The sequence below is a fragment of the Hymenobacter endophyticus genome, from assembly GCF_032464715.1.
Lineage (GTDB): Bacteria > Bacteroidota > Bacteroidia > Cytophagales > Hymenobacteraceae > Hymenobacter > Hymenobacter endophyticus.
In genome coordinates this window covers 1-15336 of record NZ_JAWDJT010000006.1, presented here as the reverse complement: position 1 = coordinate 15336, position 15336 = coordinate 1, and the positions used below count along the sequence as shown (strand labels likewise).

Here is a 15336-nt window from a genome sequence, read left to right as displayed (position 1 = left end):
TTTTCGAAAAAGGCCTCTCCTCCTCGGCAGAGGCCTTTTTTATTGTCCTACCCGGGCATTGTGCAGCTTTTTTATGCCTTCCCGGAAGGATTCGAGCTGGCTTAGTGTTGCGAGCTGGTATAAGTAGAACCCTGAACCTATTTTCCCTTTGAGTCTATGAGTCTGGTTGTTATTGGCACGGTGGCCTTCGATGCCCTGGAAACGCCCTTCGGCAAAACTGACAAGATTGTTGGCGGCGCCGCCACGTACATCAGCCTGTCGGCTTCCTATTCGGTGAAGCCGGTAAAAATTGTGGCCGTAGTAGGCGACGATTTTCCGCAGTCGGATATCGTGATGCTGGGCGAGCATGGCGTGGACACCGAAGGTCTGCAGATCAAGCAGGGCGAGAAGTCGTTCTTCTGGTCGGGCAAGTACTCCAACGACCTGAACTCCCGCGAAACCCTGGCTACTGAGCTGAACGTGCTGGCTGATTTCGACCCCATTCTGCCCGATTCCTACCAGGATTGCAAGTATCTGATGCTGGGCAACCTCACGCCCCAGATTCAGCGCCTCGTGATTCAGCGCCTCGTAAACCGCCCCAAGCTCATCGTGATGGATACGATGAACTTCTGGATGGATGTGGCCATGGACGAGCTGAAAACGACCATTGAGATGGTGGACGTACTCAGCATCAACGACGAGGAAGCCCGCCAGCTGTCGGGGCAGCACTCATTAGTGAAAGCCGCTAAAATCATCATGGAAATGGGTCCGAAATACCTCATCATTAAGAAAGGGGAACACGGCGCCTTGCTATTCCATAAAAACCAGATTTTCTTCGCCCCGGCCCTGCCCCTGGAGGAAGTATTCGACCCCACCGGTGCCGGCGACACGTTTGCGGGGGGCTTTATTGGCTACCTGGCCGCCACCGATGATATCAGCTTCGAGAACATGAAGCGCGCCGTGATTCACGGCTCCGCTATGGCCTCGTTCTGCGTGGAGAAGTTCGGCACCGAGCGTCTGCTCAACCTAACCCAGGAAGAAATTGAAGCCCGCGAAAAGCAGTTCGGTGAGCTGGTGGCCGTGCAGCCCGTAGCTACCGAAGCCTAACTGTTCCGGCAGTAGCTTCAAACACCTGTTATCCTGAGCGGAGCGAAGGACCTTATCACATGAGAACAACTTGTTCTGACGTGATAAGGTCCTTCGCTCCGCTCAGGATAACAGGTGTTTTGCGTTATAGCTTTTGAGAATGAGCCAAATTTTGTAGCAACCTGCGCCAACGCTACCGGGTACAAGGAATATTCATCCACCCGTAAATCCCACGGCTATGAGCATGAGCAAAAAGCAAACCGACCTGACCAACGATAAAACTTCCGTAAACCCGGCGGCCAATACCAAAAAGAAAAGCACCCAGGTGCAAAGCCCCAATACCATGGACGTATCGGCGCACGGCAACACCACCGATGGTAACTCGGCCGGCGAAGGAGTGCACAACATCCGCAATAACCCCCAGGGCAATAACCCAATGTCGGTAGGCGGGGGCAAAGGTCCCGGCAAGCAAGGCGACTAATTCACCTTGTTTTAGTCGTAAGTACCAGGCAGGCTTTTTTCGAGCTATTCACACGAAATGCAACGTTCATGTTGTGTTTATCTAGTGTTTAGCTTAGAAAAAGCCTGTTTGTTTTGTAAATCCAGATGGGAGTAGTGCAGTAGGAGCAGTATAGATACCTGCTTCTCCTTTCGCTCTTACTGCTACAAAAAACGAATAGAATAAGCCCGTAGCTAACAAGCGGGATACGCCCATGGGTCGGAGGACACTAGCCGGCCGGAGGCCAATCCCGTGGCCCTGGATGCACGCAACCATTCCGGTAGTGGAAGCAATCAGCCCCAGAATCTAAGCCAGAACTTCATCACCCAAGCTGGCAACCAGATCAAAACAGCCCGTCCGGTGGCCATGTCAGTAAATAAAAGTCAGAAAGGCCCCGATAAAAAAGCCGGTTATGCTGGCCTTAGTAAAGCCAAAAGCCCCACCAAACAATCTGGTGGGGCTTTTGGCTTTACTAAGAGTTGCTACGGTACCACTGTGAGGCGTACTACGCGGGTATCTACGTCGCCTTTGTCGAAGAAATCCTGTTCAAACAGAATGGTCCGGTTGTCAAGCCAGCGCGGCTGAGTACAGCCCCATTCCGTTTGCCGTTCCCAGAGCAGATGGGGCGCTTTATCATCGAGACTCCAGAGTTGCAGGCCGCTGGGCTCAAACCTGGCCAGCACGTCAGAGTTACCGCACACAAAGTGGCGGCCGTCGGGGGCAATTACGGGTGGAGCCATCAGCTGCGTGCGGCGGCCACTGCGCTGATCCACCAGCATATAATATCCGCCCTCATACAAATGCACCGAAATCAGCCATTGATGAATACTGGGCAGGGTGGCCAAATACTCGTAAGCTACATTCCGCTCGTCTTCGACGGGATTGTTCACCAGCCTCACTTCCGGGGCCGCCGTGGGCCGCAACCGCAGCGCCCGCCCCGTCCGGAGCACGCGCGGACCCGTTTTGGCCAGGCGCAGCTTTTCTTCCGAAGCAAAGTCCAGGAAAGAATCTTCTTCCTCCGCTGAAGCGGGTTTACTGAGCACCCAGTCGGGGCTTTTTAGTTGGGTATAGGCTTGGCGGGGTGCCGGATAGATGCGCAGAACCCGGCCTGGCACCTGTACCAAAGTATCCAGGTGCTGAAGACGGTAGATGCGCGGGGGCTTGGGAGGCGGCAAGGGCGGTAATGCAACATTGGGCCGAGGCTTTTCGGCGGGCTGCATGCGCAACGAACAGGCCGGTAGCACCACCGCCAGTGGCAGGACGGTTGCTACGGTACGAAACCGGAACATGAGTGATAGAGTAGGCTTGGGTCGAAAGGCGCGTCGTTGTCGGGTGGACAGAGAACGAAAAGGAAAAAGCGTGCAGAGAGTTCCTAAACTGCGAATATTAGCCACGGCAAACAGTACAAAAATCCGCAGAAAGAAAGTGCACAATTATACTGGCAATGGGAGGGTAGAGGTCGGAAAACAAACCGGATTTTCACTAAAAGGCCTGGCCCAGCCACTGCTGGAAACTAGCCTGCTGCTCAGCAGTAGCAGAGGGAAGCTTTTCTACCGTTATTTTCTGCCAGAACCGGTGCGCCGGATCAGCTGCCAGCGCCACCGTCAGGAGCCGGTTTTGCCGGAAAACAGTCACTTCGTGGTGGTCGGCTCCGTCGCTGAGCAATACCTGCAGGTTCATATCTACCCGGCGGCCATTAACAGCTACTACTTCGTCGTCTACGGTCAGGGCCAAGGCTGCGGGAGCATCGGGCAAAATATCCGTTACCTCTGTCCGCTCGTTCTTCACCACTGTCCGGAACCCATACACTCCTTCCGAAACTGAAGCGTTTTCATCCATACGCAAGCGGCAACCCACAAAGCCAAGCACCCGGTTCAGTGGCTCTTCCAGCGGGGCCGTGCCATAGATGAACTTATCAAAATAAGCGTGCATATCACGCCCCGCCACTTCTTGTACTATCTGAGTGTAGTCCTCTTCAGTATAGCCCACGCCGGTTTTGCCGAAGTTTTCCCATAGGCGGCGCATCACGTCATCCAGGCTCCGTTGATGACCCGAGAGCTGCCGCAGCGTAAGGTCCAGCAGCAGGGCTACCAGAGCGCCTTTGTGGTACACCGATACTTTGCGGTCCGGTACGCCGGGCTTGTAGCCATCCAGCCACAGGTCCATGCTGGCATCGGCCACCGAAAGGTGGTAGCGGCCGTAGTCATCGTAATGCTTGCGCAGTACTGTGTTCAGCTCGGCAAAATACTGCTCTGCAGTGCGTACGCCACTGCGTGCCAGCAGGTACTCACCATAGTAGGTGGTAATGCCTTCGGCTATGAAACAGGTGCGGAAATAGTTTTCCCGGGCGTAGTCATAGGGCTGCATTTCGGCCGGCCGAATGCTCTTGATGTTCCAGGCGTGAAACAGCTCGTGGCAGCTCACGCCCAGCAACTCCTTATACAGGCCTTCAGTCATGAGTAGCTCTGCCGGGCCGAGTACAATTACCGTGGAGTTAAGGTGTTCTACGCCGTGGTAGTGTTTGTAGGGTAGAATCTGGTTCAGGAAATGGTAGTCCTGGGCCGGGAATGAGCCAAACAGCTTCAGTTGTTCCTCGCTAAATGCCCGGAAATCCTGCACCAGCCGCGCCCAATCCACGGGACATTCCCCCTGTATCCAGATGTAAAAGGGCAACCCGTTAACCTCGTAATTGCGGTACTGCAGCGTGGGGCTGGCAATGAGCGGCGAATCAGCCAAATGGTCGAAACTGCGCGCTTCCAACAGATTGGGTCCCCGCTGAGGAAGCCCGCAGGCAATCTGCCAATCCAGCGGTAGCTCCAGCAGCAGCTGACTGGTTTCTTGCTCCCGACCCTCGATGTACATGAAGGCCTGGACCGGGTTCAGGTACAATTGGGTTTCATCCAGCCAGGAGCCACCAGCGTCCATCTGGTGGGCGTAGAAGTTGTAGCGCACCCGTACTGTGCGGCCCGCCGCGCCACTTAATTGCCACCGGTCCTTGGTGATTTTGCGCGCGGCCACCGGCTCGCCCGAGGCTGCATCTTCCACTACTACATGCTGCAGCTTCTGGGCAAAGTTCTGCAACTCATACCGCCCCGGCCGCCACGCGGGCAACTGCAGCTCCACTGGCGCCTCAGTGCCCGTAGGCACTTCAAACGTCATTTGAATGTGCAGGTAAAACGTGAGCGGATTGTCGAAAGAAACGTGGTAGTGAATCATGGAAAACAAGGAAGCGGCAGCGGCCAAAAAGCCCGGCATAAAGGTACGTATTGCCAACCGGCCAGTACAGGAAAGTGTACGGATTCAAGCGGAAAAACCACCGTATCTTGCGACGTGGTTTTTGCTAAGTAACAGAGTAGAAGGCCGGAAAAAGCTGCCCGAAGCATTGCCTTTTCCAAATCATCCTGTTACCTTTGCCGGCCTTACTTGTAACAGAGTCACTTACCCATACCATGAAACGTACTTTTCAGCCCTCGCAGCGCAAGCGCCGCAACAAGCACGGTTTCCGCTCGCGCATGGAAACCGCTAACGGCCGTAGCGTAATCGCTCGTCGTCGTGCCAAAGGCCGCAAGCGCCTGACCGTATCTGACGAAGGTCGTCATAAGCGCTAAGCCGCTGCCGGCGGCTGAATGGCCGCTGCTCCCGCCGATGACGACTCCTGTTTCAACGCCGGGCGCACGCTCCTACTCGTTCCCGAAAGAAGAACATCTGTGCCGAAAAAAGCTCATTGAAGCGCTTTTCGGGCAGGGTTCTTCTTTTGGTTTATACCCCTTGCGCCTCACTTGGCGGGCCGCCGAAGTGCCTTCAGCCGAGCCGCCGCAGGTGTTAGTAAGCGTGAGCAAGCGCAACTTTAAGCGCGCCGTTGACCGCAACTACCTGAAGCGTCTGCTACGGGAGGCCTACCGCCTCAACAAGTACCGACTGCTGGAAGCCCCCGGCGGGCATCGGGTAGCCCAACTGGCCATTATCTATACCGGCAAGGAAAAAAAGCCCTTGGCCCTTATCGAAAAGAAATTAACTTCAGGGCTGGAGCGTTTGCTTGCCGAGACCGGTGCAACTGCGCAGGCAGGAGCCGGGTCTTGACAACAAATGTGCTGGGGGGAGCTTTTCAGGAGTGAAATGCAAACCGACCCTCCGGCCTACCGTTTAGGGTCGTACAGTTGCCTTCAGCCCCTTTTATGCGCAAAAAATCTTTGGCCCTGGCTGCCTTGCTGGGCGGTGCCGGTCTGCTCGTATCCTTCCGCGCAGCTACCGACAATGAGCGGTACTTCGAAATTGCCAAGAACCTCGACATCTTCGCCACCTTATTTAAGGAGGTGAACACCTATTACGTGGACGAGGTACCCCCAGCCAAGCTGGTAAAAACGGGTATCGACGCCATGCTGAAGTCGTTGGACCCTTATACCAACTACATCCCGGAGGACGATATTGAAGACTTCCGCACGATGACCACGGGCCAGTACGGTGGCATTGGGGCAGTAGTGGTGAAACGCAATAGCAAAACGGTGGTGCAGGCCGCCTACGAAGGCTACCCCGCCCAGAAAGCCGGCCTGTTACCGGGCGACGAAATCCTGACCATCAACGGGGTGAATGTGGACAAGAAGTCCAATGCCGACATCAGCAAGCTGCTGAAGGGGCAGGCCAACTCCCAGGTGAAACTGATGGTAACCCGCTATGGCCAAGATGCCCCGGTGGAAATTGCCATTACCCGCGACAAGATTCAGGTGGACAACGTGCCGTACTACGGTATGCTCACACCTGAAATTGGCTACTTCCAGCTTTCGGGCTTCACGGTAGATGCGGGCAAGGAAGTACGGCTGGCCGTGGCGAAGCTGAAAGAACAAGGCGCCAAAAAGCTAGTGTTTGATATTCGGGATAATCCCGGCGGCTTGCTCAACGAGGCCGTGAATATCTCCAACCTGTTCGTAGACAAGGGCAAGGATATCGTGAGCACCAAAGGCAAAGTGTCGGACTGGAACAAGACCTACAAAGCCTTGGATGCTCCCCTCGATACCCAGATTCCTATGGTCGTTATTACTTCCAACCGCTCAGCCTCGGCTTCCGAGATTGTGTCGGGGGTGTTGCAGGACTACGACCGGGCTGTGCTGGTAGGGGAGCGGACGTTCGGGAAAGGCCTTGTGCAAGCCACCCGCCCGCTGAGCTATAACTCACAGCTGAAAGTGACGACAGCCAAGTATTACATTCCGAGCGGCCGCTGCATTCAGGAAATCGACTACTCCCACCGAGCCGATGATGGGACGCTGGGTAAAGTGCCCGATTCGCTGCGCACAGCTTTTAAAACGGTAGCCGGCCGTACTGTGTACGACGGTGGCGGCGTGGCTCCCGACGTGGAAGTAGTAGACCGGGAAATTGCCGACATCACGCGAGTACTGCTCCAAAAAAGCTACCTGTTTGATTACGCTACGCGTTACCGCTCGGAGCATGCTACCATTGTCCCCGCCCGCCAGTTTAAGCTCACCGACGCCGATTACCAGAAGTTTATGGACTACCTCAAGGGGAAGGACATCAACTACAGTACAGATGCGGAGAAGGCGCTAGCCGACCTGACCAAAAAAGTGAAGGACGAAAAGCACTACGACGACGTGAAAGTAGAGTTGGAAGCCATGCGCCGGAAGGTAACCACCAACAAAGCCAACGACCTGATGCGCTTCAAACCCGAAATTCGGGAGTTGCTGGAACAGGAAATTGTGTCGCGCTATTACTTCCAGAAAGGCGGCATTGAAGCTAGCTTCGACGATGACCCCAACATTCTGATGGCGCAGGCCGTGCTTAATGATGTGCCTCGCTATGCCGCTTTATTAAAGCCGGGTACTGTGGAAGCAAAAACCCGACCCGAGGCTAAGCGCAGCACGGCGGGCGGCCGACAGTAAATAAGACATTTGTATAAACAGAAAAGACAATCCGATATTGGGGTTGTCTTTTCTGTTTATACAAAGGGCGAATGAATGATTTAGTGCTGCGTGCAAAGCATTGGCAGGTCTTTCTGCTGACGCTGGTGCTACTAGTTATGATGAATCTGACCATCGCAGGTCAAGAATTGCTTTCGAGTATAATAAGTGCTATAGGCTATTGTCTATATTTCATGTGATTTGCTGTATTGGGCAACACGTTATTTCGATTGTTACCACGCGATGCAGACTATAATTTAACGTGGTTTCTGGTGAATATAACGTTAGTTGCTGCTAGCTTATCCGGTCTAGTAATTCTTTCAGACGACCGGACTTATTATGCGGAAGGGCTGGCAGCTTTACCAAGTTTCTACATACTGTATGCTGTGCTCCATGGACCATGATTTCTGGCAGCATGCCTCGTAGCTATTGAGAAGAAACGCAAGTCTGAAGTTGGTTTTTACTTTGGTACGATCTTGCTGTTTTTGTCGTGGCCAGTAGGGGTATGGTTTATTCAACCACGTTTCAATAAGTTGCTGTACGAGGCTACCAAAAGCGCTAGGTAAGCTATAAGAGCACGAATGAATGTGCTTTGCTTCCGGCCCTGGGCTGTACCTTTGCGGCCATGTCTAAGTTGTTACTTTCCCTCGAAACCTCGTCGCCAGTCTGTTCCGTTGCTTTGCACCGCTTGGATACTGGTAAGCTAGTTGGGCAGTCGGAGTTGCGGCTGGAAAAGTCGCATTCTTCACACCTGAGTGTGCTCATCAATCAATTGTTGGAGAACACGCTATACACGTTGCAGGATGTAGCGGCCGTGGCGGTTTCAGATGGGCCAGGTTCTTACACGGGGCTGCGCATTGGGGCGGCGGCGGCCAAGGGCTTGTGCTACGCGCTGGACATTCCGCTATTGGCCATCAGTACCCTGCAAAGCTTGGCCTACCAGATAGCAGCCGCTACGGCCCGGCCCGAGCAGTTTCTGTATTGCCCCATGCTGGATGCCCGCCGGATGGAAGTATACGCCGGTGTATACCGTGCCGACGGTACTGAAGTGCTGGCCCCTACTCCCTTGCTGCTGGATGAGAACACGCTGAACGAACAATTGGATGGGCATTCGTTGTTGTTCTTCGGAAGTGGAGCTGCCAAGTTTCAGCCGTTAGTAGCCGAAAAGGCCCAAGCCGGGTTTCTATCCGGTATTGAGCCCTCGGCAGTGGCCGTAGGAGCGTTGGCGCTTCGGGCTTATGAGCAGCAACAATTCAAAAGCGTAGCGTACTACGAGCCTTTCTATTTGAAAGACGTGTACACTACTACTCCCAAGAACAAAGCGTAGGACTCGGCTATTTCACTGAATACCGCACCCTCAGCCTTACCAACGAAGCACTAATACGCATGGAAGAGTTTGTAAACCGTGTAGCCAACTCCGGTCTGGTCACTTTCAACCTGGAGGAGTTTATTCATGCCGGTGAGCGGGTGGTATATGATATCAAGGATAATCTGTTTCACGGCTTGATGCTGCGCGAGAAGGATTTCCGGGAATTCATTAAAACCCACGACTGGACCCAATACGACGGGAAAAATGTGGCCATCATCTGCTCGTCCGATGCTATTGTACCCACTTGGGCCTACATGCTCCTGGCTGGTAAGCTCCAAAACCATGCTCACCGCTATGTATTTGGCAACTTGGAAGCCCTGGAGCAGGAGTTATTCCAGGAAGCCATTGCTGGGGTAGATGCTGAGCAATTCCGCGACGCTAAACTGGTCATTAAGGGTTGCGGCGACAAGCCCGTACCTACCTACGCCTACGTGGCCATCATGCAAAAGCTGCTGCCCGTAGCCGCCAGCATTATGTATGGGGAGCCGTGCAGCACCGTACCGCTCTACAAGCGCCCCAAAGACAAAGTCAGCGCCTAAGTCTCAGGCCACAGTCGATATAAAAAGGTTCGTTAGCACTGCTGGCGGACCTTTTTTGCTAATTGTAGATTTCGAAACACATTTATAGAGGTGCGGCAAATACGTTGGCGTAGCTGGTTTTCAGGAGAGCAGACGTAAGCTAAAAGCCGAGTTGCATCTACCTTGTCGGGTGGGCAGCAGGGCAGCGGGCTGGATTAGAAGAAAGCAGCGGCCAGCCGGCCGGAATGTGCATCTTTGGCCGCTAAACCCTGTTCTGCATGACCTCCTCCTCACCGTCTCCTTACAAAATTAGTGTTCTAACCGGCGTGTCCCTGGTAGTGGCCAACATGGTAGGTACCGGGGTTTTCACCAGCCTAGGGTTTCAGGTAGAGACTATCCAGAGTGGTTTTGCGCTGTTGATGCTGTGGGTGGTAGGAGGGGTTATTGCCCTGTGCGGAGCTTTGTGCTACGGAGAACTGGCGGCCGCCATGCCCCGCTCGGGTGGGGAGTACCACTACTTGTCGCGCATTTATCACCCGGCGCTGGGCTTTTTATCGGGGTGGGCATCGGCTACGGTAGGGTTTGCGGCTCCAACTGCCGCTGCTGCACTGGCGTTGGAGCGGTACGCCGGGAGCGTATGGCCCGCGTTGCCGCCCCGGGTGTTGGCCGTGGTAGTGGTGGTGGTACTCACAGCGGTGCACGCCAGTAGCCGTAAAGTGGGCAGCCACCTGCAGGTAGTAATAACCGCCGTGAAAGTAGCCGTGCTGGCCGGTTTTATCGGGGCTGGTTTGTGGTTGGCTGAGCCTCAGCCGCTGACCTTTCTGCCCCAAGCTGCCTCTGATTGGCAGCAGCTGCTGAGTCCTGCTTTTGCCGTTTCCCTGATTTTCGTGTCCTATGCCTACTCGGGCTGGAATGCGGCTGCCTACCTCACGGGCGAAGTAGAAAATCCGCAGCACAACCTGCCCCGGATTTTGCTTACTGGTACGGCCATTGTGCTGGTGCTGTATGTGGGGCTGAACTTTATCTTTCTTTACTCTACGCCCATTACCCAATTGAGAGGCCAGGTGGAAGTGGGTTTCGTGGCGGCTACCTCCCTGTTGGGAGGAGCGGGCGGCCGGCTGATGGGCGGCCTAATTGCGGCTTTACTTGTTTCTACCGTCAGTTCCATGGTATTTGCCGGGCCGCGCATTGTGCAGGCCATGGGGGAGGATGTCCCGGCCCTGCAATGGCTAGCACAGCGTAGTGCAGCGGGTGTGCCAGTGCGGGCCACGCTGTTCCAAGGAGCACTTACGCTGCTGTTCGTGCTGGTGTCGTCGTTTTCGGAAGTGGTGGTGTATGCCGGCTTTATTCTGAACCTGTTCACGTTCCTTACAGTACTGGGGCTGTTTATTCTGCGGATGCGGAACCCGGAGCTGCCGCGCCCTTACCGGGCCTGGGGCTACCCGGTTACGCCACTGGTGTTTCTGCTGCTTAATGGCTGGACACTTTGGTTCATTGCCCGCGACAAACCGCAGGAAACGCTCTACGGCTTGGCTACGTTGGTGGTAGGGCTGCTGGTATACTGGCTAAGCCGGCGCCGCGTGCTTCGCGCCTAACCTTTTCTGCCGCCTCTTTGCATGTCCAGCCCCACCCCCGACTCTCCGCAGCCAGCCTGGAAACAACGCGCCTACCAGATCATTTTCGAATCGGATACCCGTGCTGGGCGCAACTTTGATATAGCCTTACTGGTAGCCATTGTGCTGAGCGTGGTGGTGGTGATGCTGGAAAGCGTGCGAAGCATCAATGCTCAGTACGGTAGCTACTTGCGCGCTATTGAGTGGGTGTTTACCGGGATGTTTCTGTTGGAGTATCTGGCCCGGCTGCTAGTGGTTCGCCGGCCTCTCACCTACGCCTTCAGCCTGTTAGGCATCATCGATTTTTTAGCTATTGTACCGACGCTGGCCAGCCTGCTGATGGTGGGCAGCCGCTACCTGCTTGTCATTCGTACGCTGCGGCTGCTGCGGGTCTTCCGTATTTTCAAGCTAGGGCAGTTTGTGGGTGAGGGAGAGTTTATCGTGACGGCCCTTAAAGCCAGCCGCTTTAAGATTCTGGTCTTCATGTCTGCCGTACTCACCTTGGTCACCGTCATCGGCACGCTTATGTATGTAGTGGAAGGCGGCCAGAACGGTTTTAGCAGCATTCCGAAGAGTATTTACTGGGCCATTGTTACGGTAACCACCGTGGGATACGGCGACATTTCGCCCGTTACCATCCTGGGGCAAACCCTGGCTTCGGTGCTGATGATTATGGGGTACGCTATTATTGCTGTGCCCACCGGCATCGTTTCGGCCCAAATGGCCGGAGCCGGTAACGCCGCCCCGCCCGTTTCTCCATACAGGCAAGTCGTCTGCCACGTCTGCCAGGCTCCCGACCACAAGCGGGAAGCCGAATACTGCTGGCAGTGCGGCGAAAAACTCTAGAAACGCTATATAAACGGGCTTTTCTTACCTTTCGCTACATCTTCACCTTATTCCGTTCTATGCGCCTTTTCCCTGTCCGGCTTCTGATGCCGGCCCTGGTTGTAACGCTGGTTGCCTGCTCCGAACAAAAAACCGCCCGCCAGGAACAAGCCGCTTCCTCCACCGCCCCGCCTGATACCACCGCTGCCCCAGCGGCTGCTCCGGCCCCCCCGGCGGCCCCCGATACTACCACTACCCACAATATAGCCGCGTTTCTGGCGGGTCTGCCCGTTAGCAAGCGAAGTGAACTGGGCCCTCTTACCGCTCAGCCCGCCTGGCAGGCATATGCCGCTGACCAGGCCAAAAGCTGGACCACCTACCACGCCACCCGCACGGCCAAAATAGAGCAGTGGGCTGCCACCGAGTTGGATTCAGTGCGCGCCGCCAGCCCCACAGTATTTTACCCCTTCAGTGGCCCCGATTTTCTTAACGTCGTTACCATGTTTCCTACCAGCACCACCTACGTGCTGATGGGGCTGGAGCCGATTGGAACAGTGCCGGCCCCGGCTACACTGGAAGATCCGCGCCTCTTTCCAGCCCTGAAAGCCTCCCTCTGGTCCGTTCTCAACTTCAGCTTTTTTCGCACCAACGATATGGCGGTGGAGTTGAATTCCAAAAAACCCGACACCAATACCCTCAGTAAGGCAAATTCCATTGTCAAAACGGCGGAGCGTAACAACCAGCGCGTTAACATCGGCGGTGTAGTACCCTTGCTGCTACTGTTTGCCGCCCGCACCGACCATCAGGTGGAAGCCTTGCGTTACGTGCAGCTCACCCCCGAGGGCCAACTCACCGATGCCGATTCGGCCACTGTGCAAAAGCCTGGCCTCAACGTGGTACCCGGAGTAGAGGTGAAACTGCGTAGTAAATCCGGCCAGCCGAAAACCGTCGTCTACCTCTCCGCCGACCTCAGCGACTGGAAGCTGGGCAAGACGAAAGAAGCTGCCTTGAACTATGTGCGCAGCCTCGGCCCGCTTACTACCTATGTGAAGTCGGCTACCTACCTGATGCACAAAAGCTACTTCAGCAAAGTCCGCACCCTCATCCTGGAACGCAGCAACTACCTCTTGCAGGATGATTCAGGCATTGCCATGAAGTACTTCCCGCCCGCCAACTGGCAGCTTACCTACTACGGCACTTATAAGCGGCCCATCAACCTGTTCGCCAAGCAGTACCAGCCGGCCCTCACCGCTGCTTATACCGATAAAGCCAACCCGCCGCGCCCATTACCGTTTGGTACCGGCTACAATTGGCGGCAGAACGATTCCAACCTGCTACTGGCCCGCAACCGCAAGCCCGTGCAGCCATGAGCACTCCTATATATAAGTGCATTGCCGCTACCCATAGCACAAAGCCAGAGGCCGATGTGGTGATGCCTCATCCTACGTCCTCCATCAGCTGGTGAATCACAGTCCGATTCAGCTGCTACCAGCGAGAGTCGATAAATCAGAAAGCCGTTTCCTATTAGGAAACGGCTTTCTGATTTTCCTAAGCAGGAGAGGGGAGGGGTTTCACCGTATCTTCCTCAATGATTCGATTTGCTGCGCTACTTACTATGGGGGCATTAGGCACCGCCCTTGCCCTTTCTCCGGCCGAAACCAGCCCAGCCCATACTGTTATTGCCCCCAACAGCCCATTGTTGGATAGCCTGCTGCATTCTGACGCCCGCCTGCTGCCCGTTGTCAGCCGAGCCGAGGCCTACGAGCTGCAAGTCATCTACACCCAAATCAACCGCGACGCGCAGCAGCGGCCCACGTTTGTGCCGCACCACTTTCGGCTTGATGCCCGCCAGTATTTCAATCCGGCCAGTTTGGTAAAACTGCCCACCGCTGCTCTGGCCCTCGAAAAGCTGAATGATCTAAACCGGCCTGGCCTCACGCGTCGTTCGCCCATGCAAACCGGCGTGGCTTTCCGCTGCCAAACGCCTGCACCCTACAATCCCTCTCCTGACTCCGACCAAGTCAATACCGTCGGTAACTATATTAAGCGGATGCTGCTCGTCAGCGACAACCACGCCTACAACCGCCTCTACGAATTTTTGGGCCAGGGCCCGCTCAATACCCGCTTGGCCGAACTCGGTTACCCAGAGTCCCGCATCGTGCGCCGCTTCGCCCCCTGCGACACAGCCGCCAATCGGTACACCAATCCAATACAGTTTCGAAGTGCCGCTACCGGAGAGGTCGTATATCAGCAGCCTGCCGTTGTCAACCTACATCCCTTATCATTCCCCCTCGGCCGCATTACCAAAGGCCAGGCCTATCAGGCTGGTGGCCGCATCATTCCACAGCCCTACGATTTTACCACAGCCAATTACCTACCACTACAATCCATTACTAGTCTGCTCCAAGCAGTCCTGTTCCCCGATGCCCTGCCCGCCGCCCAACACCTACGCCTCACTGCTACCGATCATGCGTTTTTACGCTACTACCTCCATCACACGCCGCATAGCTCTCTGTATAAGATGTACAAAGGCAGTCGGTATTTCGATGCTTATAAGAAGTACCTGTTGTATGGCCGCCACTCAACAGCAACTGCAGAGCCCGGCCTCCGCATCTATAATATAGTAGGTATGTCACACGGCTACGTAGCCGACGTTGCGTACTTCGCCGATTCCACCCATCAAACGGAATTCATGCTGAGTGCCGTTTTATATGTGAACAAGGATGGTATTATCAACGATGGAGCTTACGAGTACGAAACTGTCGGCTTACCCTTCTTAGCGGCACTGGGGCAAACTATTCGGCAATATGAATCCCACCGCCCGCGCTTGGTTCGTCCCATTCTCCCAGATTTTGCTACTCCAGAAACTACACGCTAGCACAAAGGATACATAGCTGTAAAATGAATCTAACTGATTGTGTGGCCGAAAGAGCCTGTTAGTGCGGCCTTGAACGGATATTTTCGCGTCTGGGTTTGGAAGTTCCGCCCCAAAGCCCCACTTTTGCACTCCCAATCCGAAACGCGGATGGGGCCGCTGCCAACCCTTGGGGCCACCAGCGCGCCAGTTCTACCTTGCCTGCCGGCATCTGGCTTCAGCCCGTTGGGTTCCCCGGAAACACCGGCTGAAAAAAAGATAGCCACTAGGGTTGCAAATAGCAGCGAGAAGTTGCTACCTTTGCACCCCGCTTCAGAAGGAGGCGCTTTGCACGGGTTAGATGCGAAAAACTTTTTTCGCCTGGTTCTTGGAAAAAGGCAGAACAGTCGCTTACCTTTGCACCCCGGTTCTACCCGAAGAAACGGGTACCACGAACTGGAAACGAAGAAAACAATAAAAACTTTTCTTCTTCGGTTCTTGGAAAAAGCAAAAAGGGGAGTTACCTTTGCACCCCGCTTCAACGGAAGAGGGGGAAACGAGAAGGATGAAAACGCAACGAAGTTTGCTTCGAAAAAAAGTTTTCAAAAGGTCTTGCAGTAATCAAAAAGCTGCGTACCTTTGCAACCCGCTTCGACCGGAAGGGGCTAACAACACGAACAACACGCC

General features: G+C 54.9%; 14 protein-coding genes. 12 read left to right on the top strand and 2 right to left on the bottom strand.

Annotated elements, in window-relative coordinates:
- The first annotated feature begins 156 nt into the window (after positions 1–156).
- The gene (locus tag ROI90_RS10495; protein WP_315998299.1) at positions 157–1086 is read left to right on the top strand and encodes a PfkB family carbohydrate kinase; all 930 of its coding nucleotides are present in this window, start codon (positions 157–159) and stop codon (positions 1084–1086) included.
- Positions 1087–1303: 217 nt separating this feature from the next.
- Positions 1304–1546, top strand: coding sequence for a hypothetical protein (locus ROI90_RS10490; protein WP_315998298.1), 243 nt, complete (start codon positions 1304–1306; stop codon positions 1544–1546).
- A gap of 500 nt (positions 1547–2046) precedes the next feature.
- On the opposite strand, the gene ROI90_RS10485 is transcribed toward ROI90_RS10490, so the two are convergent.
- Together ROI90_RS10485 and ROI90_RS10480 are read right to left on the bottom strand one after the other, a co-directional pair.
- Positions 2047–2853, bottom strand: coding sequence for a hypothetical protein (locus ROI90_RS10485; RefSeq protein WP_315998297.1), 807 nt, complete (start codon positions 2851–2853; stop codon positions 2047–2049).
- A gap of 193 nt (positions 2854–3046) precedes the next feature.
- Positions 3047–4780 carry a M61 family metallopeptidase gene (locus tag ROI90_RS10480; protein ID WP_315998296.1) on the bottom strand — a complete coding sequence of 578 codons (1734 nt, stop codon included), beginning with the start codon at positions 4778–4780 and terminating at the stop codon, positions 3047–3049.
- A gap of 233 nt (positions 4781–5013) precedes the next feature.
- Here ROI90_RS10480 and rpmH point away from each other — a divergent pair, with 233 nt between their 5' ends.
- The 10 genes from rpmH to ROI90_RS10430 all read left to right on the top strand — a co-directional run bounded on the left by rpmH (position 5014) and on the right by ROI90_RS10430 (position 15270).
- Positions 5014–5172 carry a 50S ribosomal protein L34 gene (gene rpmH, locus ROI90_RS10475; RefSeq protein WP_045689549.1) on the top strand — a complete coding sequence of 53 codons (159 nt, stop codon included), beginning with the start codon at positions 5014–5016 and terminating at the stop codon, positions 5170–5172.
- A 37-nt stretch (positions 5173–5209) separates the two neighbouring features.
- Entirely contained in the window at positions 5210–5644 is a 435-nt protein-coding gene (locus ROI90_RS10470; protein ID WP_315998295.1) for a ribonuclease P protein component, read from the top strand.
- A 95-nt stretch (positions 5645–5739) separates the two neighbouring features.
- On the top strand, positions 5740–7452 hold the full coding sequence (locus ROI90_RS10465) for a S41 family peptidase (RefSeq protein ID WP_315998294.1): 1713 nt from the start codon (positions 5740–5742) through the stop codon (positions 7450–7452).
- A gap of 643 nt (positions 7453–8095) precedes the next feature.
- Positions 8096–8797 carry a tRNA (adenosine(37)-N6)-threonylcarbamoyltransferase complex dimerization subunit type 1 TsaB gene (tsaB, locus tag ROI90_RS10460; RefSeq protein ID WP_315998293.1) on the top strand — a complete coding sequence of 234 codons (702 nt, stop codon included), beginning with the start codon at positions 8096–8098 and terminating at the stop codon, positions 8795–8797.
- Positions 8798–8856: 59 nt separating this feature from the next.
- A complete protein-coding gene (locus ROI90_RS10455; RefSeq protein ID WP_315998292.1) occupies positions 8857–9378 on the top strand; it encodes a DUF2480 family protein in 522 nt (173 codons plus the stop codon).
- Between the two features lie 257 nt (positions 9379–9635).
- Entirely contained in the window at positions 9636–10952 is a 1317-nt protein-coding gene (locus ROI90_RS10450) for an APC family permease (protein ID WP_315998291.1), read from the top strand.
- Between the two features lie 21 nt (positions 10953–10973).
- Entirely contained in the window at positions 10974–11816 is an 843-nt protein-coding gene (locus tag ROI90_RS10445) for an ion transporter (RefSeq protein WP_315998290.1), read from the top strand.
- A 59-nt stretch (positions 11817–11875) separates the two neighbouring features.
- Positions 11876–13165: a hypothetical protein gene (locus tag ROI90_RS10440; RefSeq protein WP_315998289.1), complete on the top strand. Its 1290-nt coding sequence runs from the start codon at positions 11876–11878 to the stop codon at positions 13163–13165.
- 218 nt (positions 13166–13383) lie between these two features.
- Positions 13384–14673 (top strand): serine hydrolase, encoded by a 1290-nt coding sequence (locus ROI90_RS10435; RefSeq protein ID WP_315998288.1) that lies wholly within the window; start codon positions 13384–13386, stop codon positions 14671–14673.
- A gap of 39 nt (positions 14674–14712) precedes the next feature.
- On the top strand, positions 14713–15270 hold the full coding sequence (locus ROI90_RS10430) for a hypothetical protein (RefSeq protein ID WP_315998287.1): 558 nt from the start codon (positions 14713–14715) through the stop codon (positions 15268–15270).
- Positions 15271–15336: the final 66 nt, after the last annotated feature.

Coding starts and splice junctions, on each gene's coding strand:
- ROI90_RS10490 (WP_315998298.1), top strand. CDS start 1,304: ATGAGCATGAGCAAAAAGCAAACCGACCTGACCAACGATAAAACTTCC.
- ROI90_RS10465 (WP_315998294.1), top strand. CDS start 5,740: ATGCGCAAAAAATCTTTGGCCCTGGCTGCCTTGCTGGGCGGTGCCGGT.
- ROI90_RS10480 (WP_315998296.1), bottom strand. CDS start 4,780: ATGATTCACTACCACGTTTCTTTCGACAATCCGCTCACGTTTTACCTG.
- ROI90_RS10445 (WP_315998290.1), top strand. CDS start 10,974: ATGTCCAGCCCCACCCCCGACTCTCCGCAGCCAGCCTGGAAACAACGC.
- ROI90_RS10440 (WP_315998289.1), top strand. CDS start 11,876: ATGCGCCTTTTCCCTGTCCGGCTTCTGATGCCGGCCCTGGTTGTAACG.
- ROI90_RS10455 (WP_315998292.1), top strand. CDS start 8,857: ATGGAAGAGTTTGTAAACCGTGTAGCCAACTCCGGTCTGGTCACTTTC.
- ROI90_RS10470 (WP_315998295.1), top strand. CDS start 5,210: ATGACGACTCCTGTTTCAACGCCGGGCGCACGCTCCTACTCGTTCCCG.
- rpmH (WP_045689549.1), top strand. CDS start 5,014: ATGAAACGTACTTTTCAGCCCTCGCAGCGCAAGCGCCGCAACAAGCAC.
- ROI90_RS10435 (WP_315998288.1), top strand. CDS start 13,384: ATGATTCGATTTGCTGCGCTACTTACTATGGGGGCATTAGGCACCGCC.
- ROI90_RS10495 (WP_315998299.1), top strand. CDS start 157: ATGAGTCTGGTTGTTATTGGCACGGTGGCCTTCGATGCCCTGGAAACG.
- tsaB (WP_315998293.1), top strand. CDS start 8,096: ATGTCTAAGTTGTTACTTTCCCTCGAAACCTCGTCGCCAGTCTGTTCC.
- ROI90_RS10450 (WP_315998291.1), top strand. CDS start 9,636: ATGACCTCCTCCTCACCGTCTCCTTACAAAATTAGTGTTCTAACCGGC.
- ROI90_RS10485 (WP_315998297.1), bottom strand. CDS start 2,853: ATGTTCCGGTTTCGTACCGTAGCAACCGTCCTGCCACTGGCGGTGGTG.